This is a genomic window from Pseudomonas sp. FSO-7 (genome assembly GCF_059579345.1).
Window position 1 is genome coordinate 828,385 of record NZ_CM184193.1, and the last position, 20,924, is coordinate 849,308.

General features: G+C 63.0%; 20 protein-coding genes. 7 read left to right on the top strand and 13 right to left on the bottom strand.

All coding sequences use genetic code 11. The features are described 5' to 3' along the window. Positions 1-770 precede the first annotated feature (770 nt). The 3 genes from cueR to AC515T_RS03535 all read right to left on the bottom strand — a co-directional run bounded on the left by cueR (position 771) and on the right by AC515T_RS03535 (position 4,138). Entirely contained in the window at positions 771-1,172 is a 402-nt protein-coding gene (gene cueR / locus AC515T_RS03525; RefSeq protein ID WP_496531452.1) for a Cu(I)-responsive transcriptional regulator, read from the bottom strand. Continuing rightward, positions 1,169-3,562 carry a heavy metal translocating P-type ATPase gene (locus tag AC515T_RS03530; RefSeq protein ID WP_496531453.1) on the bottom strand — a complete coding sequence of 798 codons (2,394 nt, stop codon included), beginning with the start codon at positions 3,560-3,562 and terminating at the stop codon, positions 1,169-1,171. Before AC515T_RS03530 ends, cueR begins: the two co-directional genes overlap by 4 nt. Positions 3,563-3,754: 192 nt before the next feature. Further along, positions 3,755-4,138 carry a hypothetical protein gene (locus AC515T_RS03535; protein WP_496531454.1) on the bottom strand — a complete coding sequence of 128 codons (384 nt, stop codon included), beginning with the start codon at positions 4,136-4,138 and terminating at the stop codon, positions 3,755-3,757. A 148-nt stretch (positions 4,139-4,286) separates the two neighbouring features. Between AC515T_RS03535 and AC515T_RS03540 the strand changes: the two genes are divergently transcribed. After that, positions 4,287-4,484: a heavy-metal-associated domain-containing protein gene (locus AC515T_RS03540; protein WP_496531455.1), complete on the top strand. Its 198-nt coding sequence runs from the start codon at positions 4,287-4,289 to the stop codon at positions 4,482-4,484. 95 nt (positions 4,485-4,579) lie between these two features. Continuing rightward, a complete protein-coding gene (locus AC515T_RS03545) occupies positions 4,580-5,782 on the top strand; it encodes a multidrug effflux MFS transporter (RefSeq protein ID WP_496531456.1) in 1,203 nt (400 codons plus the stop codon). 1 nt (position 5,783) lies between these two features. On the opposite strand, the gene AC515T_RS03550 is transcribed toward AC515T_RS03545, so the two are convergent. Further along, positions 5,784-5,954: a hypothetical protein gene (locus tag AC515T_RS03550; protein ID WP_170866862.1), complete on the bottom strand. Its 171-nt coding sequence runs from the start codon at positions 5,952-5,954 to the stop codon at positions 5,784-5,786. Between the two features lie 243 nt (positions 5,955-6,197). Next, on the bottom strand, positions 6,198-7,211 hold the full coding sequence (locus AC515T_RS03555) for a zinc-binding alcohol dehydrogenase family protein (RefSeq protein WP_496531457.1): 1,014 nt from the start codon (positions 7,209-7,211) through the stop codon (positions 6,198-6,200). Between the two features lie 114 nt (positions 7,212-7,325). On the opposite strand from AC515T_RS03555, the gene vimR reads away from it, so the two are divergent. The 3 genes from vimR to AC515T_RS03570 all read left to right on the top strand — a co-directional run bounded on the left by vimR (position 7,326) and on the right by AC515T_RS03570 (position 10,626). After that, a complete protein-coding gene (gene vimR / locus AC515T_RS03560; RefSeq protein WP_496531458.1) occupies positions 7,326-8,255 on the top strand; it encodes a transcription regulator VimR in 930 nt (309 codons plus the stop codon). A 141-nt stretch (positions 8,256-8,396) separates the two neighbouring features. Continuing rightward, positions 8,397-9,131, top strand: coding sequence for an ArsR/SmtB family transcription factor (locus AC515T_RS03565; protein WP_496531459.1), 735 nt, complete (start codon positions 8,397-8,399; stop codon positions 9,129-9,131). 112 nt (positions 9,132-9,243) lie between these two features. Then, complete coding sequence (locus AC515T_RS03570; RefSeq protein WP_496531460.1) at positions 9,244-10,626, top strand: MFS transporter; 1,383 nt, start codon at positions 9,244-9,246, stop codon at positions 10,624-10,626. Between the two features lie 183 nt (positions 10,627-10,809). Here the strand turns inward: AC515T_RS03570 and AC515T_RS03575 are convergent, their stop codons facing one another. The 3 genes from AC515T_RS03575 to AC515T_RS03585 all read right to left on the bottom strand — a co-directional run bounded on the left by AC515T_RS03575 (position 10,810) and on the right by AC515T_RS03585 (position 14,038). After that, complete coding sequence (locus tag AC515T_RS03575) at positions 10,810-11,763, bottom strand: adenosine deaminase (RefSeq protein WP_496531461.1); 954 nt, start codon at positions 11,761-11,763, stop codon at positions 10,810-10,812. A gap of 83 nt (positions 11,764-11,846) precedes the next feature. Next, positions 11,847-12,812 carry a 2-oxoglutarate and iron-dependent oxygenase domain-containing protein gene (locus AC515T_RS03580; protein ID WP_496531462.1) on the bottom strand — a complete coding sequence of 322 codons (966 nt, stop codon included), beginning with the start codon at positions 12,810-12,812 and terminating at the stop codon, positions 11,847-11,849. A 143-nt stretch (positions 12,813-12,955) separates the two neighbouring features. Further along, positions 12,956-14,038: a BMP family ABC transporter substrate-binding protein gene (locus AC515T_RS03585; RefSeq protein ID WP_496531463.1), complete on the bottom strand. Its 1,083-nt coding sequence runs from the start codon at positions 14,036-14,038 to the stop codon at positions 12,956-12,958. Between the two features lie 355 nt (positions 14,039-14,393). On the opposite strand from AC515T_RS03585, the gene AC515T_RS03590 reads away from it, so the two are divergent. After that, on the top strand, positions 14,394-15,485 hold the full coding sequence (locus AC515T_RS03590; RefSeq protein WP_496531464.1) for a calcium:cation antiporter: 1,092 nt from the start codon (positions 14,394-14,396) through the stop codon (positions 15,483-15,485). Between the two features lie 125 nt (positions 15,486-15,610). Here AC515T_RS03590 and AC515T_RS03595 read toward each other — a convergent pair whose 3' ends face one another. From AC515T_RS03595 to AC515T_RS03605, 3 genes are all read right to left on the bottom strand, one after another. Continuing rightward, positions 15,611-16,969 carry an 8-oxoguanine deaminase gene (locus AC515T_RS03595; RefSeq protein ID WP_496531465.1) on the bottom strand — a complete coding sequence of 453 codons (1,359 nt, stop codon included), beginning with the start codon at positions 16,967-16,969 and terminating at the stop codon, positions 15,611-15,613. Positions 16,970-17,237: 268 nt separating this feature from the next. Beyond that, positions 17,238-17,924, bottom strand: a complete 687-nt coding sequence (locus AC515T_RS03600) for an SDR family oxidoreductase (RefSeq protein ID WP_207283525.1) — start codon at positions 17,922-17,924, stop codon at positions 17,238-17,240. Positions 17,925-17,949: 25 nt separating this feature from the next. Continuing rightward, positions 17,950-18,300 (bottom strand): MerR family transcriptional regulator, encoded by a 351-nt coding sequence (locus tag AC515T_RS03605; protein ID WP_496531466.1) that lies wholly within the window; start codon positions 18,298-18,300, stop codon positions 17,950-17,952. 82 nt (positions 18,301-18,382) lie between these two features. Here AC515T_RS03605 and AC515T_RS03610 point away from each other — a divergent pair, with 82 nt between their 5' ends. After that, entirely contained in the window at positions 18,383-18,823 is a 441-nt protein-coding gene (locus AC515T_RS03610; RefSeq protein ID WP_496531467.1) for a hypothetical protein, read from the top strand. A 66-nt stretch (positions 18,824-18,889) separates the two neighbouring features. Here the strand turns inward: AC515T_RS03610 and AC515T_RS03615 are convergent, their stop codons facing one another. Then, complete coding sequence (locus AC515T_RS03615) at positions 18,890-19,816, bottom strand: ABC transporter permease (RefSeq protein WP_496531468.1); 927 nt, start codon at positions 19,814-19,816, stop codon at positions 18,890-18,892. Then, a complete protein-coding gene (locus AC515T_RS03620; RefSeq protein ID WP_496531469.1) occupies positions 19,816-20,922 on the bottom strand; it encodes an ABC transporter permease in 1,107 nt (368 codons plus the stop codon). Before AC515T_RS03620 ends, AC515T_RS03615 begins: the two co-directional genes overlap by 1 nt. Positions 20,923-20,924 lie beyond the last annotated feature (2 nt).

The window sequence follows — 20,924 nt, forward strand, 5'->3', positions numbered from 1 at the left end:
CAGAAAACCGGCCAATGGCCGTAATGCTGTTCACTTAGAAAAAAAGGCGCTTCTTTCAGAAATGGGAAGCGCCGTTTTTTTGGGTTTTTTAGAAAGCTCGGTGTCTGGTCGTTTTGTATGTAGATCCGTTTTTTGCGTAACGGCGGCTTATGGTTCCGCTCTTACAGCGGGTCACTTTTGAAAAGCGCAAAAGTAACCAAAACGCTTCTGCCCCACCACTCGGTGCCTCGCTTAGGCTCGGCATGCCTGAACGAAGGCATTGCTCCGTGGGCCGCCGCGAAGGGCCATCCATGGCCCAGCGCGGCTAACCCGGCATCCATGCCGGGTTGCCCACTGCGCAATACCTTCGTTCAGCCATCGTGGTTAACGGGGCGCCGAAATCAACGTCCACCACGAGGCGGCCTGAGAGCCGACCTGATTCTGGGGGATCGCGTTTCTCCTGTGGGAGCGAGCTTGCTCGCGAAGAGGTCTGCAAGCCCAGCATCTATGTGACTGAAGCACCGCTATCGTAAGCTCGCTTCACCACAGCGTTTACCGTGGATCAATCCGTGGCGTGATGGCTGGGAAGCTTTTGTGGCGAGGGAGCTTGCTCCCGCTTGAGTGCGCAGCGCTCATCGCTTTTTTGGGGCCGCTGCGCGCCCCAGCGGGAGCAAGCTCCCTCGCCACAGGACCGTGCCGCTCCCAAAACCCTTGTGGGTATCCATCATCACCGCAAACTGACCCTCCGCTCTCGCGAGCAGGCTCGCTCCCACAGGAAGTGGCAGTGGGCATCAATTCTTGCAACACCCCGACGCCAGTTCCTTGAGGATCGGGCAATCCGGGCGGTGGTCGCCGTGGCAGTGCTCTACCAAGTCTTGCAAGGTGTCGCGCAGTTCGGCCAGTTCGCGGATTTTCTGGTTCAGTTCTTCGATGTGTTGCCGGGCCAGGGCCTTGACGTCGGCGCTGGCGCGTTGGCGGTCTTGCCAGAGGGTCAGCAGTTTGCCGACCTCCTCCAGGGAAAAACCCAAGTCGCGGGAGCGCTTGATGAACGCCAGGGTGTGCAGGTCATCGGTGCCGTAGATCCGATAGCCACTGTCGGTGCGATGGGCAGCCTTGAGCAGGCCGATGGATTCGTAATAGCGGATCATCTTCGCGCTCAGGCCGCTCTGGCGGGCCGCTTGGCCGATGTTCATCGCTTGTCCTCCAACTGCTTGGGTGTCCAGAACTTCAACAGTAACGCATTGCTCACCACGCTGACGCTCGACAGCGCCATGGCCGCGCCGGCCAACACCGGATTGAGCAAACCGAACGCCGCCAGGGGAATGCCGATCAGGTTATAGACGAACGCCCAGAACAGGTTCTGGCGGATCTTGGCGTAGGTCTTGCGGCTGATATCCAGCGCCGCCGGCACCAGTCGCGGATCGCCGCGCATGAGGGTGATGCCGGCGGCATGCATCGCCACGTCGGTGCCGCCGCCCATGGCAATGCCAATGTCGGCGGCAGCCAGGGCCGGGGCGTCGTTGATGCCGTCGCCCACCATCGCCACCACCGAATGGCGCTTCAATTGTTGGACGATGGCGGATTTATCCGCTGGCAGGACCTCGGCATGGACATTGGAAATCTCCAGCGCCTGGGCCACCACCCGGGCGCTGCCTTGGTTGTCGCCGGTGAGCAGATGGCTGGCGATGTGCTGTTCATTCAGGGCCTGTACGGCGGCGAGAGCGCCGGGTTTGAGGGTGTCACCGAAGGCGAACAGGCCCAGCACCCGCGGCGTCGCGCTTTGTTCGATCAGCCAGGACAACGTACGGCCTTCGGTTTCCCAAGCCTGTGCGGCTTCGGCCAGCGAGCCGGGGTTCAGGCCCAGTTCGTCCAGCAGACGCCGATTGCCCAGGGCCAGGCGGCGCCCGTCGAGGCTGCCGGCAATGCCGCGTCCGGCCAGGGACTGGCTGTGGCTGACATCTGGCACATCCAGGCCACGCTCGGCGCAGGCGTCCAGTACTGCTTTGGCGAGGGGGTGTTCGCTGCCGCGTTGCAGCGCGCCGGCCATTTTCAGCAACGCATCTTCATCGCCGTCCAGGGCGGTCAAGTGGGCGATGCGCGGCGTGCCGGAGGTCAGGGTGCCGGTCTTGTCGAACACCACGGTCGTGACTTCATGGGCGCGTTCCAGGGCCTCGGCGTCCTTGATCAGAATCCCGTGGCGCGCAGCCACGCCGGTGCCGGCCATGATCGCCGTGGGGGTTGCCAGGCCCAAGGCGCAGGGGCAAGCGATCACCAGCACCGCAACGGCGTTGATCAGCGCGGTTTCCAGTGGCGCACCGTACAGCCACCAGCCAATCAACGTCACCAGGGCCAGCACCAGCACCACCGGTACGAAGATCTGGCTGACTTTGTCCACCAGTTTCTGGATCGGCGCCTTGGCGGCCTGGGCATCTTCCACCAGGCGGATGATGCGTGCCAGGACGGTTTCGGTCCACAGGGCTTGCGTGCGGACCAGCAGCCGGCCCTCGCCATTGATGGCGCCGCCGGTGACCTTGTCGCCGGGTTGCTTGGGCACCGGCAGGCTTTCGCCGCTGATCAGCGCTTCGTCGGCATGGCTCTGGCCTTCCAGCACTTCGCCGTCTACCGGGAAGCGTTCGCCGGGCTTGACCAGCACCAGGTCATTCAAGCGCAGGGCGCTGATGGCAACGTCCCGCTCCTGGCCCTCGATCACCTGGATCGCCCGTTCCGGGCGCAAGGCTTCGAGGGCGCGGATGGCGCTGGCGGTCTGGCGCTTGGCGCGGCTTTCCAGGTATTTGCCGAGCAACACCAGGGCGATCACGACGGCCGAGGCCTCGAAATACAGGTGCGGCATGCTGCCGGGACGGGCGCTCACCCATTCATACAGGCTCAAGCCGTAGCCGGCGCTGGTGCCCAGGGCCACCAGCAGGTCCATGTTCCCGGCACCGGCCCGCACGGCCTTGAAGGCGGCGACGTAGAAACGCGCACCGAAGATGAATTGCACCGGCGTCGCCAAGGCGAATTGCACCCAGGCCGGGAGCATCCAATGCACGCCGAACGGCTCCAGCAGCATGGGCAGCACCAGCGGCACCGACAGCAGAATCGCCAGCACCAGTGCCAGGCGTTCACGGTTCAGACGCTTGCTCTGCGTGTCAGTGGCCTGTTCGGCCTGCCAGACCGTGGCGTCATAGCCGGCGCGCTTGACCGCGTCGATCAGGTTTTGCGCATCCACCTGGCCGAGCAGTTCGAGGTGGGCGCGCTCGTTGGCCAGGTTGACGCTGACGCTGTTCACGCCGTCGACCTTGCCCAGGGCACGTTCGACCCGGCCGACACAGGAGGCGCAGGTCATGCCTTCGATGTTCAGTTCCAGGGTGTGCACGGGAACGCTATAGCCCGCCTGTTCGACGGCCTGCTTCAAGGCCGGCAGGCTGCCTTCGGGGGCCTGGACACGCGCCAGTTCCGTCGCCAGGTTGACGCTGACGGCGCTGGCACCGGCGACTTTACTCAAGGCCCGCTCGACCCGCCCGGCGCAGCTGGCGCAGGTCATGCCGGCAATGGGTAGATCGAACGTAGTGGATTCGGACATCGGTCAGGCTCTCTGTAGTGAATGACTACAGGATCAACCTTGCCATGTTGGCAAGGTCAAGCGCCAATCTCCTGTGGGAGCGAGCTTGCTCGCGATAGCGGTAGGTCAGTCGACATCAATGTTGATGTCAGGCCGTCATCGCGAGCAAGCTCGCTCCCACAGGGGCTCGCAGCCACAAAGATGAGTGGTGTGTCAGTAACCGAGGCCGGTCGGCTTGAGGTACATGCCTTCCTGGGTCATGGCGATGCGGAACTTCAAGATGTCGCCGGCCTTGAGGGTGATGTTCTGCGACCCTGGTGCGAGCATGCCCGGATTGCAACCCGGCGCCTGCCCGGGCAGTAATTTCATGCGCAAGGAAAACTGGCCCGGCGGCAGGTTGAACGAGGTGCTTTGCTCCTGGAACAGCCTGGCCGAGAGCTGATCCTGGATGTAGATGCCGATTTCGCAACTGGTCGACACCTCCAGGCGCTCGCGGGAAATGATCACCACGCCATAGTCTTCGCCGGCGGCCGATGCCTGGGGCGCCACCGCTGAAAAACCGAGCATGCAAAACAGGCTGAACGCTGACCAGCGCATGGCTGAACCTCCGGTGTGAAATCCTTGATGTGTGCAGCTTGGCTGAGGGCGATGGCGATTGCCAGCCCGGCAGTTTTTGTCAGAACTTGACCTTGCCATGATGGCAAGCTTGAGACTGGCGTCAACCTCAATCCCAAGGAGTCATCTCATGCAAACATTCAAGGTCCAGGGCATGTCCTGCGGTCACTGCGTCAAGGCCATCACCCAGGCTGTCCAGGCCAAGGACCCGGCGGCCGATGTGCAAGTCGACCTGGGTGCCAAGACCGTCCGGGTCCAGAGCTCATTAGCGGCCGATGCCGTGCTCGCGGCCATCCAGGAGGAGGGCTATGAGGTCAGCCCTGCTTGAAGTTTTTTAATCGTTAGCGACCTATCGGAATGTTCAAGCGCGCCCGGCACGGCTAGACTGTCGGGCTGTCGAACGACGCCTGAGCGGGACGCCCGATGAACCTCCGTATCATTCTGATTCTTGGCGCCTTGAGCGCTTTCGGTCCCTTGGCGATCGACTTCTATCTGCCCGCCTTTCCGGCGATGGCCACGGCCTTTGGAACTGACGAAAAACATATCCAACTGACCCTGGCGGCCTATTTCCTCGGCTTGTCCATCGGGCAACTGGCTTATGGGCCGGTGGCGGATCGCTTCGGGCGGCGCATTCCGCTGCTGACCGGCGTCGGCCTGTTCACCCTGGCGTCCCTGGCCTGCGCCTATGCGCCGAACCTCGAATGGCTGATCGGCGCTCGCTTCGTCCAGGCCCTGGGTGGATGCGCCGGGATGGTGATTTCCCGGGCGGTGGTCAGCGACAAATGCGACGCGGTGGGCTCGGCCAAGGTGTTTTCGCAATTGATGCTGGTGATGGGCCTGGCGCCGATTCTCGCGCCGATGCTGGGCGGGTTGCTGGTGAACCTGCACGGCTGGCAATCGATCTTCATCGCCCTGACCGTGTTCAGCGCACTGGCGGCGACGGCCGTGGCCTTATGGCTACCGGAAAGCCTGCCGGACCATGTGCCTCGCCCCCCTTTGTCGGGTGCCCTGCGCCAGTACGGCCGGTTACTGACCGATTCGGTCTATCTCGGTCATGCGTTGACGGGGGGCATCGCTATCGCTGGGATGTTTGCCTACATCGCCGGTTCGCCTTTTGTATTCATCAAGCTTTATGGCGTGCCCGCCGAACATTTCGGTTGGCTGTTCGGCACCAACGCGGCGGGCTTCATCCTGGTTGCCCAGGTCAACGCCCGGCTGCTGTCCAAGCGCGGCCCGGCGTTCCTGCTGAGCCGCGCGGTATGGGTCTACCTGGGCGCGGGGCTGAGTCTGCTGGCCGTCAGCTCATTGCAGCCTGCGCAGTTGTGGCCGCTGCTGATCCCGCTGTTTATCTGCATCGCCAGCCTGGGTTGCATCCTTCCCAATGCCTCGGCCTGCGCCATGAACGGGCAAGGCGCGCGAGCCGGCAGCGCTTCGGCGATGCTCGGCTGCCTGCAGTTTTCCGTAGCCGCCGGGGCAGCCGCGTTGGTGGCGGCGCTGCATGACGGCACCGCCGTGCCAATGGCGCTGGTCATCAGCCTTTGCGGGCTGTTGGTGGTGAGCGCAGCGATGCTGACCCGTCGCCTGCAAAATGCCCGGGCATTGGCCCAGGCCAGTCGCAAGGGCTGACTCAGCCGGCTGCGCGCTGCTGCTGTTCGGGGAAACGATGGGGCGCGTGGATCCGCGCTTGCAAAGTCGTGGCGAATGCCTGGGCTTCGGCCTCGGTACGGAAGGTGACGACGTGCTGGTCAAGACGCACTTGCCATTGGGATTTTGCCACTTCTTTTATCAGGATCTTCATTGCTGACCTCCTCACGAAAAGATTACGTTGCAAAGGCCTCGAGTGTAGACCCGAATGCGATCGCAATTGTGACAAGGATCAATTCTCGGACTGACGGTGCAGTTCCAGGTTGATGCAACACCTGTGGGAGCGAGCTTGCTCGCGATAGCGGTGGACCCGCCGACATCAATGTTGCCTGACCTGGCCCCATCGCGAGCAAGCTCGCTCCCACAGGATTGTTTGCAGGGCTACTGCCCAGTGCAGTCAGAAGCCTTCGAGCACAATCTTGCCCTTGGCCTGGCCGCTTTCCAGCAAGGCATGGGCCCGGCGCAGGTTCTCGGCGTTGATGGTGCCGAAATGCTCGCCCACCGTGGTCTTCAGCGTGCCGGCGTCGATCAGCGCAGCCACACGGTTGAGCAGTTTGTGCTGTTCAAGCATGTCAGCCGTTTCGAACAGCGAGCGGGTGTACATGAACTCCCAATGCAACGACAGGCTCTTGCGCTTGAGCTTGGTCACGTCCAGCACCTTGGGATCGTCGATCAGCGCCAGTTTGCCCTGGGGCGCGAGAGCCTCGACCAACTGGTCCAGGTGCTGGTCGGTCTGGGTCAAGCTGGCGACGTGAGTCACCTGGGGCTGGCCCGCTTCTTTCAATACTTCGCTCAAGGGGCGGCTGTGGTCGATCACCAGGTCGGCCCCCAGGCTGCGCACCCATTCCTGGGTTTGCGCCCGGGACGCGGTACCAATCACCTTCAGCCCGGTGAGTTGGCTGGCCAGTTGCGTCAGGATCGAGCCCACGCCGCCCGCGGCGCCGACGATCAACAGGCTCTGGCCCTGGTCGTCCCGGCCTTCCTGGATGTGCAGGCGCTCGAACAACAATTCCCAGGCGGTGATGGCCGTCAATGGCAGCGCCGCCGCGTCGGCGAAACCGAGGGTCTTGGGCATGTGGCCGACAATGCGCTCATCCACCACGTGCAGTTCGCTGTTGCCACCGGCCCGGGCGATGGAACCGGCGTAGAACACCTTGTCCCCGGCCTTGAACAGCGTGACCTCGCTGCCTACCGCCTTGACCACGCCGGCCACGTCCCAGCCCAGCACCTTGGCGACGCCATCTTCGGGCTGGACGTTCTGGCGGACCTTGGTGTCCACCGGGTTGACCGAAATGGCCTTGACCTCCACCAGCAGGTCCCGGGGACCGGCGACCGGTTCCGGCAGCTCGATGTCTTGGAGCGATTGTGGGTCGGTGATGGGCAACGAATGGTAGTAGGCGATGGCTTTCATGAAGCGGCTCCGTGAAGTGAGTTTCGTTGAAGGCCATGTTTAGCTATTTATCGCCGAGATAAAACCGGCTAAAACAACAGGCTCTTTCAATGCTTTTTTGATAATGGACGCGTCATGCTTCGCTTCGATGACTTGCAATTGTTTGTCCGGGCGGCGGACCTGGGCAGTCTGTCGGCCGCGGCCAGGGTCATGGACCTGTCGGCGGCGGTGGCCAGTGCCGCGTTGAAACGGATCGAGCAGCACCTTGGCGCCCGGCTGTTGGCCCGCTCCACTCGTAGCCTGCGCCTGACCGCCGAAGGCGAGGGTTTTCTCGAATATGCCCGGGCCGCGTTGAGCAGCCTTGACGAAGGGCGGCGGTTGTTGACCAGCGGCCAGGATCAGGTCAGCGGGGTGTTGCAGTTGTCCGCGCCGTCGGACCTGGGACGCAACTTGCTGTTGCCCTGGCTGGATGCGTTCCAGCGCGAGCACCCGGGGCTGACGGTGCGATTGCTACTGGGTGACCGCATGGCCGACCTGTTCAAGCAGCCGGTGGACATCGCCTTGCGTTATGGCGAGCCGGAAGATTCGAGCCTGGTGGCCTTGCCCGTCGCTCCGGATAACCGTCGGGTGCTGTGTGCATCGCCGGATTATCTGGCGCGCCAGGGCGAACCTCATCAGCTGGAACAACTGGCCCAGCACAACTGCCTGTTGTACATGCTGGGCAGCCGGGTCCATGACCGATGGGGTTTTCATGACGGCAAACGGGAGGTGAGCCTCACCGTCAGCGGCGACCGTTTCAGTGACGACGCCGACGTGGTGCGCCGCTGGGCGGTGGCGGGGGCCGGGATTGCCTACAAGTCGTGGCTGGATGTGTCCACCGATGTGCTGGCCGGGCGTTTGAAAATCCTCTTGCCGCACCTGCGATGCGAACGCGCGCCCCTCAATCTGCTGTGTGCCCATCGGGCGCAATTGAGCAAACCCATCAATCTTTTGCGGGACATGCTCCAGGCCCGCTGCGGTGAGTTGACGGCTCGATTTCCACTCCCGACGGAGGCCGGCCATTAGTCGCGCGCAAATAGAGACTTTTCCCTCATGAACAATCGCCTCCAAAGGTTTCCGGAGGACAGGAAAGCTCGATCGTCGCGCTTATACTAGCGACCGCCTGCGCCAGAGCAGTAGACGAATGATTCAACAGGGAGTGAATACATGGAACATGCACCTTGCATCAGCCAGATCGCCACGCTGCTGGCTGACCCCAAGCGCAGCGCAATGATGTGGGCCTTGATGGACGGCACGGCCCGCCAGGCCGAGGAGTTGGCGTTGCTCGCCGGGTTGTCGCCGTCCTCGGCCAATGCGCACCTGGGGCGCCTGTCCGCCGGAGGCCTGTTGAAAGTCGAAGCCCGGGGCCGCAAGCGGTTTTTCCGCCTGGCCGCGCCTGAAATCGGCGCGGCCGTCGAAGCGCTGGCCAGCGCGACCCTGGTCAGTACGCCACGGCAGATTCCGGATGTCTTCAAGCGCCGGGTCATGCCGACCAAGGCCCCGTCGGCCCCCGCTTCGTTGATGCGGGCCAGGCTGTGCGACGATCACCTGGGGGGAACCCTGGCGGCCGACCTCTACCAGCGCCTGCTCGACGCCGGGTGGATCGAGCAGTTCGAGCAACGGGTGATCGTCACGCACAAGGGGGCCAATCAATTGGCCGAGCGTGGCCTGTTCATCCAGGCCCTGGCCCATCGCAATGCTCGTGTCGCCTGCCCTTGCCCGGACTGGAGCGAGCGGCGTCCGCATCTGGGTGGCGCGCTGGGGGCGGCGTTGCTGCAACTGTTCATGCAGTCGGGTTGGCTGACCTTGCCCAACGATTCGCGGGCCTTGCAGGTGACGACCCTCGGCCAGCAGGAAATCCACCGGTTCGCCCGGCAGGACGCCGTGGAGATGGCCTTTTAGGCAACGCTCCTGGCGCGTCGCTCAGGGCTGTCGACAGGTCGTATTCAGCAATCGCCACCCGTAAGGTTCGCGCACACTCGGTCCGGGGAAATCATTGGATTGGGGAGGCAGCATGGACATTCACGGTTACAGCGCGGCGGAACGCCTGGAGCGGTTACCCATCAGCGGGTATCACCGGGTGATTTTCATCATTATCGCCCTGGCGTTTTTCTTCGACTCCATGGACCTGGCGATGATGACGTTCCTGCTGGGCTCGATCAAAACCGAATTCGGTCTGAGCACCGCCCAGGCCGGTCTGCTCGCCAGCTCCAGCTTCTTCGGCATGGTGCTGGGGGCGTCGCTGTCGGGCATGCTGGCCGATCGTTTCGGGCGCAAGCCGGTGTTCCAGTGGAGCATCGTGTTGTGGGGCATTGCCAGTTACTTGTGCTCCACCGCCCAGGACGTGGAGACCTTGACGCTGTTTCGCGTTCTGCTGGGCATTGGTATGGGCATGGAGTTCCCGATTGCCCAGTCGATGCTTTCGGAGCTGATCCCGGCCAAGCGTCGAGGGCGCTACATCGCCTTGATGGACGGCTTCTGGCCGCTGGGCTTCGTGGCGGCGGGCGTGCTGTCGTATTTTCTGCTGCCGGTGATCGGCTGGCGCGACATCTTCCTGGTGCTGGCGGTACCGGCGGTGTTTGTCCTGGCGATTCGTTTCTTCATTCCCGAGTCGCCGCGCTGGCTGGAGCAGGCCGGTCGGGGTGACGAAGCGGACGTGGTGCTCAAGCGAATCGAAGACAAGGTCCGGGCCTCGCTGGGACGGCGCGACCTGCCGGAGCCGATCCGCCTGCCAAGGGTCGAGAGCACGCCGGGCAATTTCTTTTCGGCCCTGGCGCAGATCTGGTCGCCGTTGTATCGCCAGCGCACGATGATGATCTGGAGCGTCTGGTTCTTCGCCTTGCTCGGTTTCTATGGCCTGACGTCCTGGCTCAGCGCGTTGTTGCAGCAGTCGGGGTTCGCCGTGACCCAGTCGGTGTATTACACCGTGCTGATTTCCCTGGGCGGGATTCCCGGCTTCCTGATGGCGGCCTGGCTGGTGGAGCGTTGGGGACGCAAGCCGGTGTGCATCATCACGTTGCTGGGCGGCGGGGCGATGGCGTTTCTGTATGGGCAGAGCGCGGTGTTTGGCGGCAACGTCGGCCTGTTGATCGGCACCGGGTTGCTGATGCAATTTTTCCTGTTTGGCATGTGGGCGGTGCTCTACACCTACACGCCGGAACTGTACCCCACCTCGGCGCGGGCCACCGGCTCGGGCTTTGCTTCGGCGGTGGGTCGTATCGGTTCGCTGCTCGGCCCATTGGTGACCGGCCTGGTGTTTCCCATCACCGGCCAGGGCGGTGTGTTCGCCCTGGGCGCGCTGTGCTTCGCCGTGGCGGCGGGGGTGGTCTGGGTGTTCGGGATGGAAACCCGGGGCAAGACGCTGGAGGAGTTGAGCGAAGCGCCCGTCGCCGACTAAACACTAACCCCTGTGGGAGCGAGCTTGCTCGCGATAGCGGTCCGGCATCCAACATCGATGTCGACTGATACGCCGCCATCGCGAGCAAGCTCGCTCCCACATTGGATCTGCGTCCAACCGTGGATTTGCAGGCGATCAAAACCTGTGGAAGCGAGCTTGCTCCCACAGGATTGATTGTCGGCTTTAGGGTTTTACTAGCCGCGCATCCAGGCTGTTCTGCGCCAGGCGCTTGGCCTGGTCCTGGGTCATGCCCAGGTGGGTGTGCAGGGCGTGGAAGTTCTCGGTGACGTAGCCGCCGAAGTACGCCGGGTCGTCGGAGTTCACTGTCACCTTCACGCCGCGCTCGAGCATGTCGAGAATGTTGTGCTGCGACATGTCGTCGAACACGCACAGCTTGGTGTTGGACAGCGGGCACACGGTCAATGGAATCTGCTCGTCGATGATCCGCTGCATCAGCCGTTCATCTTCGATGGCTCGCACGCCATGGTCGATGCGCTGGATCTTCAGCAGGTCCAGGGCTTCCCAGATGTATTCGGGTGGACCCTCTTCACCGGCGTGGGCGACGGTCAGGAAGCCCTCGTTGCGCGCCCGGTCGAATACGCGCTGGAACTTGCTCGGTGGATGGCCCATCTCCGAGCTGTCCAGGCCCACGGCCACGAAGGCATCGCGGAACGGCAAGGCCTGGTCGAGGGTTTTCTCGGCTTGTTCTTCGCTCAAGTGACGCAAGAAGCTCAGGATCAAACCGCTGGTGATACCCAGTTGCTGCTCACCGTCCTTGAGGGCGGCGGCGATGCCGTTGAGCACCACTTCGAACGGCACGCCACGGTCGGTGTGGGTCTGCGGGTCGAAGAACGGTTCGGTGTGGATCACGTTCTGCGCCTTGCACCGCAACAGGTAGGCCCAGGTCAGGTCGTAGAAATCCTGGGACGTGCGCAGCACATCGGCGCCCTGGTAATACAGGTCGAGAAATTCCTGCAGGTTGTTGAAGGCATAGGCCTTGCGCAGGGTGTCGACGTCGTTCCATGGCAGGGCGATCTTGTTGCGTTCGGCCAGGGCAAACAGCAGTTCGGGCTCCAGCGAGCCTTCCAGGTGCAGGTGCAGTTCAGCCTTGGGCAGGGCGTTCAGCCAGTCGTACATAGTCTTTTCTCATCAGCGAATCGATGGCGGGCATTCTACAGGGGCTGGCCGCCCTGTCGGGTAAAACCTGACCGGCTGATCCACTACACGGCGTGGGGCTCCCGTCGGTAAGCATAGGTGTCGGCGAAGCGCGACAGCAGGAATTGTGCGCAGGTGGTGGTCGGGTACTTTGGCGGGTGGGCGTCGTCCTGGCAACCGGGCAGGCATTGGATCAGCGTGTCGGGGTGCGGCTCGGCAAAGAATGGCATCGAATAACGGTCCACCCCCAGCGGGCTGATCACCCGATGCGGCGTCGACAGGTAACGGTCGTTACTCCAGCGCGCCATCATGTCGCCGAGGTTGACCACGAAGGTGCCGTCGATGGGCGGCGCGTCGACCCACTGGCCGTTGACGTTGCGTACTTGCAGGCCGCCGGCGGCGTCCTGGTAGAGCAGGGTGATGCAGCCGTAGTCGGTATGTGCCCCGGCACCTTGCTGTTCGGCGCAACTGGCGGTGTCGCGGGGCGGGTAGTGGATCAGGCGCAGCACGCTTACCGGCTCGTTGAAACGCGTGTCGAAAAAGTCCCGCTCGATGCCCAGGGCCAGGGTCATCGCCCGCAGCAGCGTTTGCGCAAGCGCCTGCATGTCGCGGTAATGCTGCTCCATCAAGGTTTCCCAGCCGCTCAGGTCAGGGTGCCGGTTGGGGCCGCGCAGGGGTTTTTCCGCCAGCACCTCGGGGTGATCGGCCGGCAAGTGCAGGCCCATGTCGAAGGTTTCCTTCAGGTCGCTGGGCTTGGTCGGGTCCAGTTGCTCCGTGGCGACGGCGCCGTAACCGCGATGGTGGCGGGTCTGGGTGATGTCGATCTTGAGTTTTTCTTCGACGGGCAGGGCGAAGAAGCGCTGGGCATTACCCAGTACCTCGGCGATGCGCGCAGGGCTGATGGGATGACCCTTGATATAGAAAAAGCCCCACTGGCGGCAGGCGCGGTCGATGTGCCCGGCGACGGCTTGCCAGGCGTCGGGCTCATCGCCGTAGAGCGGGCTGATGTCGATGATGGGCAGGCTGTTCATACTACTTTCCTGGATTTGGATGCGGACCCATGTGGGAGCGAGCTTGCTCGCGATAGCGATTTGTCTGTCGACATTGATGCTGAAGATCAGTCCGCCATCGCGAGCAAGCTCGCTCCCACAGGGTTATGCGTTTTGCCTGAAGGTTATTTCGGGATCTCAGCCTTCATGCCTTCGACGTAATAATTCATCGACGCCAGTTCCGCGTTGGTGGCGCTCGCGCCGGCGGGGATTTTCTCCACGCCGGCCTGGTCCTTGATCGGGCCGGTGAACGGGTGGAAGGTGCCGTTCTCGATGTCGGCGATGATCTGCTCGGCTTCGCCCTTGACCGCTGCTGGCACCAAGTCGCTGATCGGCAGTTTCACCGTGCCTTCCTTCAGGCCGCCCCAGTAGTCCTGGGATTTCCAGCTGTGGTCGATCACGCTCTGGGTCGCCTGGATGTAATGCGGGCCCCAGTCGTTGACGATGGAGGTCAACACCGCCTTGGGACCGAAGTGAGCCATGTCCGAAGCGTAGCCCACCGCATAGACGCCGCGTCGTTCGGCGGCCTGGATCGGCGCCGGGCTGTCGGTGTGCTGGAACACCACGTCCACGCCCTGGTCGATCAGCGCGTTGGCGGCGTCCGCTTCCTTGCCCGGGTCGAACCAGGAGTTGACCCACACCACCTTGATCTCGGTGCCGGGGTTGTATTTGTTCAGGGCCAGTTGGATGGCGTTGATGTCGCGGATGACTTCCGGGATCGGGAAGGAGGCGACGTAGCCGATCTTCTTGGTCTTGGTCATCTTGGCCGCGAGGAAACCGCCGACGTAGCGGCCTTCGTAGGTGCGAGCCAGGTACGTGCCAAGGTTCTTGTCCTGCTTGTAGCCGGTGGCGTGTTCGAAGATCACCTTGGGAAATTGCTTGGCGACTTTCAGCGTCGGGTTCATGTAGCCGAAGGAGGTGGTGAAGATCAGGTCGTACTTGTCCTTGGCCATGTTGCGGATCACCCGCTCGGCGTCGGCCCCCTCCGGCACGTTTTCCACGTAATTGGTGGTGATCTGCTCGCCGAATTTCGCCGCCAGCTCCTTGCGCCCTTGTTCATGCTGATAGGTCCAGCCGTGGTCGCCGATCGGACCGATGTAGACGAAGCCGACCTTCAGCGGGTCGGCGGCACTGGCATTCAGGCCGGTTCCCAGGCCGACGGCTGCGACGACGGCGCAAAGCAATTGCTTCAAGGGGCGTTTGTGCATGAACTCGAACTCCATTTTGTTGTGAGGTTGGCTGTGCAGCGTCAATGCAAAATGCTGACCAACAAGACAACTAATCGCCAAGATCTTATGTGGCGAGGGAGCTTGCTCCCGCTGGGGCGCGCAGCGGCCCCCGGTTTTTACGGACGCTGCGCAACCGAGCGGGAGCAAGCTCCCTCGCCACAGTTCGAGCAACGTAATACCTGTGGGAGCGAGCTTGCTCGCGATGAGGCCCTCCAGATCGATAAAGGTGCACCTGCCAGCCACTCGCCACCCCCTGGTGCATCACACCGAACGAAACGTTCGCCGCCCCCTACAGTCAGTAACTCATGACCCCGCTCACGGTGACAGGTCCGCGATGCTCACTTTGATCAAGCAAGAAAAACTGCTGTTGCTGGCGCTGGTCGCTGCGTGTATCGCCTATCCGCTGGAGCACTGGCTGTTGGGCAGCGGGCAGTTGGTGGCATTGATCGGCGGCCTGGTCCTGATCGGTTTCATCGTCGCGGCCTCCATGCGCGTGGCCCATCACGCCGAGCTGCTGGCGGAAAAGGTCGGTGATCCTTACGGCACCATGATCCTGACCTTGTCGGCGGTGCTGGTGGAAGTGGTGATCCTGGCGATCATGATGAGCAACGAAGCGTCGTCGACGTTAGTGCGGGACACGATCTACTCGGCGGTGATGCTCGACATCAACGGCATCCTCGGGCTGGCGGCGCTGATGGGCGGGATCAAGCATGGCGAGCAGGTCTACAACGACGATTCGGCGCGCACCTACAGCGTGATGATTCTCACGGCCATGGGCGTGTCGATGGTGGTGCCGGAGTTCATTCCCCAGGAGAGCTGGAAAACCTATTCGGCCTTCACCATCGGCGCGATGATCGTGTTGTACACCCTGTTCCTGCGCATGCAGGTCGGGCCCCACAGTTACTTTTTCAGCTACAGCTACCCGGAAAAGCGCCGCAAGAAAGAACCGGTGGAAAACCAGCCGGAACCCATCAGCCTGACGCTTTCCATCGGCGCACTGGTGTTTGGCGTGGTGGTGATCGGCGCCCTGGCCGAAGTCATGTCCAAGGCCATCGACCTGGGGCTGGAAGGCTCGGGCGCGCCGCCAGTGGTCACGGCGATCCTGGTGGCCGCGATCTCCGCCGCGCCGGAAATCCTCACCGCCCTGCGTGCGGCCCTCGCCAATCGCATGCAGTCGGTGGTGAACATCGCGCTGGGGGCTTCGCTGTCCACCGTGATCCTCACCGTGCCCGTGATGGAAGCCATGGCCCTCTACACCGGCCAACCCTTCCAGATGGCAATGACCCCGGTGCAGACGGTGATGATCTTCATTACCCTGATCGTCTGCGCGATCAACCTTAACGATGGTGAAACCAATGCCATCGAAGGCATGACCCACTTTGTGTTGTTCGCGACGTTTATCATGTTGTCGCTGTTGGGCCTCTAGACCCAACACAATCCCCACTGTGGGAGCGAGCTTGCTCGCGATAGCGGCCGGACATTCAACATCGATGTTGATTGATCTGGCGCCATCGCGAGCAAGCTCGCTCCCACAGGTTTTTTAGGGTGGGGTCAGGCGCCGGCGATCAACTCCCGTGCCGCCTGGCTGTGATCGGCAATCAACCCCTTCAGGTCCAGCCCCTCGACCTGTCCGTCGATCACCCGCCATTGCCCACCGATCATCACCCGATCCGCCCGGTCCGCGCCGCACAGCAGCAGGGCCGAGACCGGGTCGTGGCTGCCGGAGAAACGCAGCTCATCGAGCTTGAACAGTGCCAGGTCGGCCTGCTTGCCCACGGCCAGTTCGCCGATGTCGCTGCGCCCGAGCAATTGCGCCGAGCCCCGGGTCGCCCAGCCCAGTACGCGCGCCGGCGTGATCGCTGGCGCGCCGTAGCGCAGGCGCTGGATGTACAGCGCCTGGCGGGTTTCGAGGATCATGTTCGAGGCGTCGTTGGACGCCGAACCGTCGACGCCCAGGCCCACGGGAGCGCCGGCGGCGGTGAGTTCCAGGGTCGGGCAAATGCCCGATGCCAGGCGCATGTTCGAACTCGGGCAATGGCAGATGCCGGTGCCGGCGGCGCCGAGACGGGCGATTTCATCCGGGTTGAAATGAATGCCGTGGGCCAGCCAGGTGCGCGGACCGAGCCAGCCGACGCTGTCCAGGTAATCCACAGTACGCAGGCCGAAGCGTTGCAGGCAGAACGCTTCCTCATCGAGGGTTTCGGCCAGGTGCGTGTGCAAGCGTACGTCGAGCTTCTCCGCCAGTTCGGCACTGGCGCTCATGATCTGGGGCGTGACCGAAAAAGGTGAGCAGGGTGCCAGGGCAATCTGGATCTGCGCGCCGTCGCCGCGCTCGTGGTACTCGGCGATCAAGCGCTGGCTGTCGGCGAGAATCACCTCGCCCTGCTGCACGGTCTGCTGCGGCGGCAAGCCACCGTCAGCCTCGCCCAGGCTCATGGAACCGCGGGTCAGCATCGCGCGCATGCCCAGTTCACGGACACTTTGCACTTGCACATCGATGGCATTTTCCAGGCCCTGGGGAAACAGGTAATGGTGGTCGGCCGCCGTGGTGCAGCCCGACAGCAGCAACTCGGCCAAGGCCACTTTGCTCGCCAGGGCGAGTTTTTCCGGGGTCAGTCGCGCCCACACCGGGTAGAGGGTTTTCAGCCACGGGAACAACGGCTGGTTCACCACCGGCGCCCAGGCACGGGTCAAGGTCTGATAGAAGTGATGATGGGTGTTGATCAGCCCCGGCAGGATCACATGCTCGCGGGCGTCGAAGATCTGGTCGCAGGGCTGGGCGGGTGTCTGGCCGGCGCTCAGCAGTTCGACGATCACACCGTCCTGCAGGACGAGACCGCCACGGGCATCGAGGTCGTTGGCGGTGAAAATGGCGAGGGGATTTTTTAACCAGGTACGGGTCGCAGGCATGGTGGCCGGCTCCTCTGAAAGTGGGTTCAGGTTAGCCAGCTCAGTGATGCCCTGTCTGCTGATCCAGGGTCGCCCGTTGGATAGGGCGAGGTGCGGAGTTTACTCAGGTTGCGTTGCAGTTTTCCAGAGCCCGCCGAGATCAACATGTGGGAGCGAGCTTGCTCGCGATAGCGGTGGGTCAGTCGACATCAATGTTGGATGTGAGACCGCCATCGCGAGCAAGCTCGCTCCCACAGGGTTATCGGTGTTCCACAGGGTATCGGGGTGTTTACCAGGGAATCGTCTCACCCTTGTAGTTGACGAAGTGATGCCCACCCTTGCCGGCAAAGGCGTTGACCTGGTCGATCAGCCCACGGGTGCTGGTCTCGACATCAATGTCCGCGCCTTCACCGCCCATGTCGGTCTTCACCCAGCCCGGGTGCAGCGACAGCACGGTCAATGTCTGCTCGCCCAGTTGGCTGACGAAGCTGTTGGTCATGGAGTTGAGCGCCGCCTTGCTGGCCTTGTACAGCGCCAGTTCCGGTGCGTCGGGCATGGTCACGCTGCCCAGCACCGAACTCATGAACGCCAGCACGCCGCTGCCGTCGCGGATCTGGCCGACGAAGCGTTGGGCCAGGTTGATCGGCGCCACGGCGTTGGTGAAGAACAGCTGGCCGACTTCCGCCAGTGTCGCGCCGCCCGGGTTCTGGTTGTCCGGGCCTTTGACGCCGGCGTTGACGAACAGCAGGTCGAAGGTCTCGCCCTTGAGCTGTTGGCTCAGGGCGATGACGGCTTGCTGATCGTCCATGTCGAGCTTTTCGATCCGCACCGGGCCCAGCGCCTTCAATGCCTCGGCGTTCTGCGGGTTGCGCACGGTGGCGGTCACGTTCCAGCCATCGCTGAGCAGTGTCTTCACCAGACCGAGGCCCAGGCCCCGGGAGGCGCCGATGATCAATGCGTTTCTTGCCGAAGTCATGAGGGGCATCCTTGAAAGAAAAAGGTCACGGGTTCAATGGACAACGTTGCCCGAGCCGTTGTCTCAGCTCGTGACGCAACGCGTCGAGTTCGGTCATGCGGGTTTCGATCAGGTTCAGTTTGTCTTGCAGTAATTGCGCTACGGCGCAGTCAGGGTCCTGCGCCTGCCACAGGGCGGCGACGCTGTTGCCGATTTCGCTCAGGGTAAAGCCCAGGCGCTGGGCCGTCTTGATGTAGAGCACCAGTTGCACCATATCGGCGGGGTAGTGGCGATAGCCGTTGGCGCTGCGCTGCGCCGCGATCAGGCCCCGCTGTTCGTAGAAACGCAGGGTGTCTCGACTGACGGCGCAGGCCTGGGCTAATTCACCGATGCGCATTGTGGAGCTCCAGAGGACTTGACCTTGGAGCATACCCCAGGCTTTAGCCTCTTCGCTCCCCCAATTATCTGGAGCAAAGTGTATGTGGACTTCGATGCAATACCGCCGGGTGGTGCGCGGCAGCGCCTGGTACGACCTTATCGTGTCGGCCGTGCTGGCCACGCCGTGGAGCTTTGCGGCGTTGCATGGTGTGTTGATGAGCATGACCCGGCTATTTGACCTGCCTGGAGAGCTGCCGCCGTTTGCGCCGGCGCATCTGCTGATGGTGAATTTGCTGGGCTCGATTGTCTGCGTGTGGGCGGTGCTGCGAATTCGGGATCCGCAGCCGCTGTATGGGCGTTATGACGCGGTGGGGCGGTTTTTGTTTGCGACCTGGATGCTGTATGCATTGCTTCATGGGGCCAATGCGGTGTTGTGGGTTTTCCTGTTTTTCGAGGTGGTATGGGGGCTGGTTCAGGTGTTGCCTGTTAGGGCCTCATCGCGAGCAAGCTCGCTCCCACAGAGGGACCTGAGTCAAACCTGAGTTGACGGTTCACCCCGATCAAATGTGGGAGCGAGCTTGCTCGCGATAGGCGCTTCGCGGTCTATCTCAATGTCCCGCCTGCCAGGGCTGCCCCAGCGACACCGGCGCATACAGCCGGGTGCGCACGGCGTCCCGGGACAGTAGAACCAACACCACAATGGTCGCGGCATACGGCAGCATCGCCAGCAGACTCGATGGAATCGCCAGGCCCAACCCCTGGGCCACCAGGTGCAGGATGCTGGCGAGGCCGAACAGGTAGGCGCCCAGTAGCAGGCGCCACACCCGCCAACTGGCGAACACCACCAGCGCCAGGGCGATCCAGCCACGCCCGGCGCTCATGTTTTCGGCCCACATCGGCGTGTAGGCCAACGATAGATAGGCGCCGGCCAACCCGGCCATGGCGCCGCCAAACAGCACCGCCAGGGTCCGCACTCGCAATACCGGCAGGCCCATGGCGCTGGCGGCATCGGGGTTCTCGCCGACGGCCTGGATGATCAACCCGGCGCGACTCCTCACGATCACCCACGCCACCAGGGCAAACAGCGCGAAGGACAGGTAAACCAGCAGATCCTGGGCAAACAGCGTCCGTCCTATCAACGGGATGTCACTCAGGTAGGGAATGGCCAACGGCTCGAAACCCGCCAACGGTTTACCGACCCAGGCCGCCCCGACAAAGCTCGACAGCCCCACCCCGAAAATCGTCAGCGCCAGCCCGGTGGCCACCTGGTTGGCGTTGAACACCAGCGCCACCAGCGCGAACAATGCCGACAACAGCATCCCGGCGGCCATCGCCAGCAGCACGCCGAGCCAGAGGTTGCCGCTGTTGAACGCGACGATAAAACCGATCACCGCGCCGAACAGCATCATGCCTTCCTGCCCCAGGTTAAGGACGCCGCTTTTTTCGCAGACCAATTCACCCAGGGCCACCAGCAGCAGCGGTGTGCCGCAGCGGACCATGGCGTAGAAAATATTGCTCAACAGGTCGATATCCATCACAGGGCTCCTGCCTGTACCGCAGTGGTTCGGGCGCGCCGGGACCAGCGCAGGTTCAGGCGTGGCCGGTAGAGGATCAGCACGTCGCAGGCCAACAGGAAAAACAGCATCATCCCTTGGAACAACTGGGTGATCGCCTGGGGCAGGTTCAACGACATCTGAGCGCTCTCACCGCCGATGTACAGCAGGGCCATCAACAAGCTGGCAAACAGAATGCCGATGGGGTTGAGGCGTCCCAGGAAGGCCACGGTAATCGCCGCATAGCCGTAGCCCGGCGACACCTGGGGCACCAGTTGGCCGATCGGCCCGGTCACTTCGCAGACACCGGCCAGTCCGGCCAGCGCCCCGCTGATCAACAACGCCAGCCACACCAGCGGCTTCTGGCGAAAGCCGGCGAAACCGGCGGCGCGGGCGTCGAGGCCAAGCACCTTGATCTGAAAGCCGACGAAGCTTTTCTGCAGCAAGACCCACACCGCCACCAACGCCAGCAGGGCGAAATACAGCCCGGCATGGACCCGGCCGTCCTCCAGCAGCAAGGGCAGGCGACTGGCCTCGCCGAACATCGCCGACTCCGGGAAGTTGAAACCCGCCGGGTCTTTCAACGGCCCGTGAACGCAAAACAGCAGCAGGTTCAGGGCGATGTAATTGAGCATGATGCTGGTCAGGATCTCGTTTGCATTGAAACGCGTGCGCAGCCACGCCGTGAGTCCGGCCCAGGCCGCCCCGGCCAGGGTACCGGTCAGCAGGATCAACACCAATGCCCAGCGGCTTTGCACGCCGATGATGTTCACCGCCAAGGCGCTGCCGGCCAGGGCACCCAGCAGCAGTTGGCCTTCGGCGCCGATGTTCCAGATCCGCGCCTGATAAGCCACTGCCAGGCCTAGGGCGCACAGCAGGATCGGCAAGGTCTTGACCAGCCATTCGGACACGCCGTACAGGTCGCTGATCGGGGCGATCAACAGGGTGTACAGCGTTTGCACCGGGTCATGTCCCAGGGCGATAAACAGCAGCGAGCCACAGCCCAGGGTCAACACGGCGGCCAATAGCGGCGAGCACCAGAGCATCAGGCGCGATTGCTGGCCGCGGGGTTCGAGAGAAAGCAGCATGG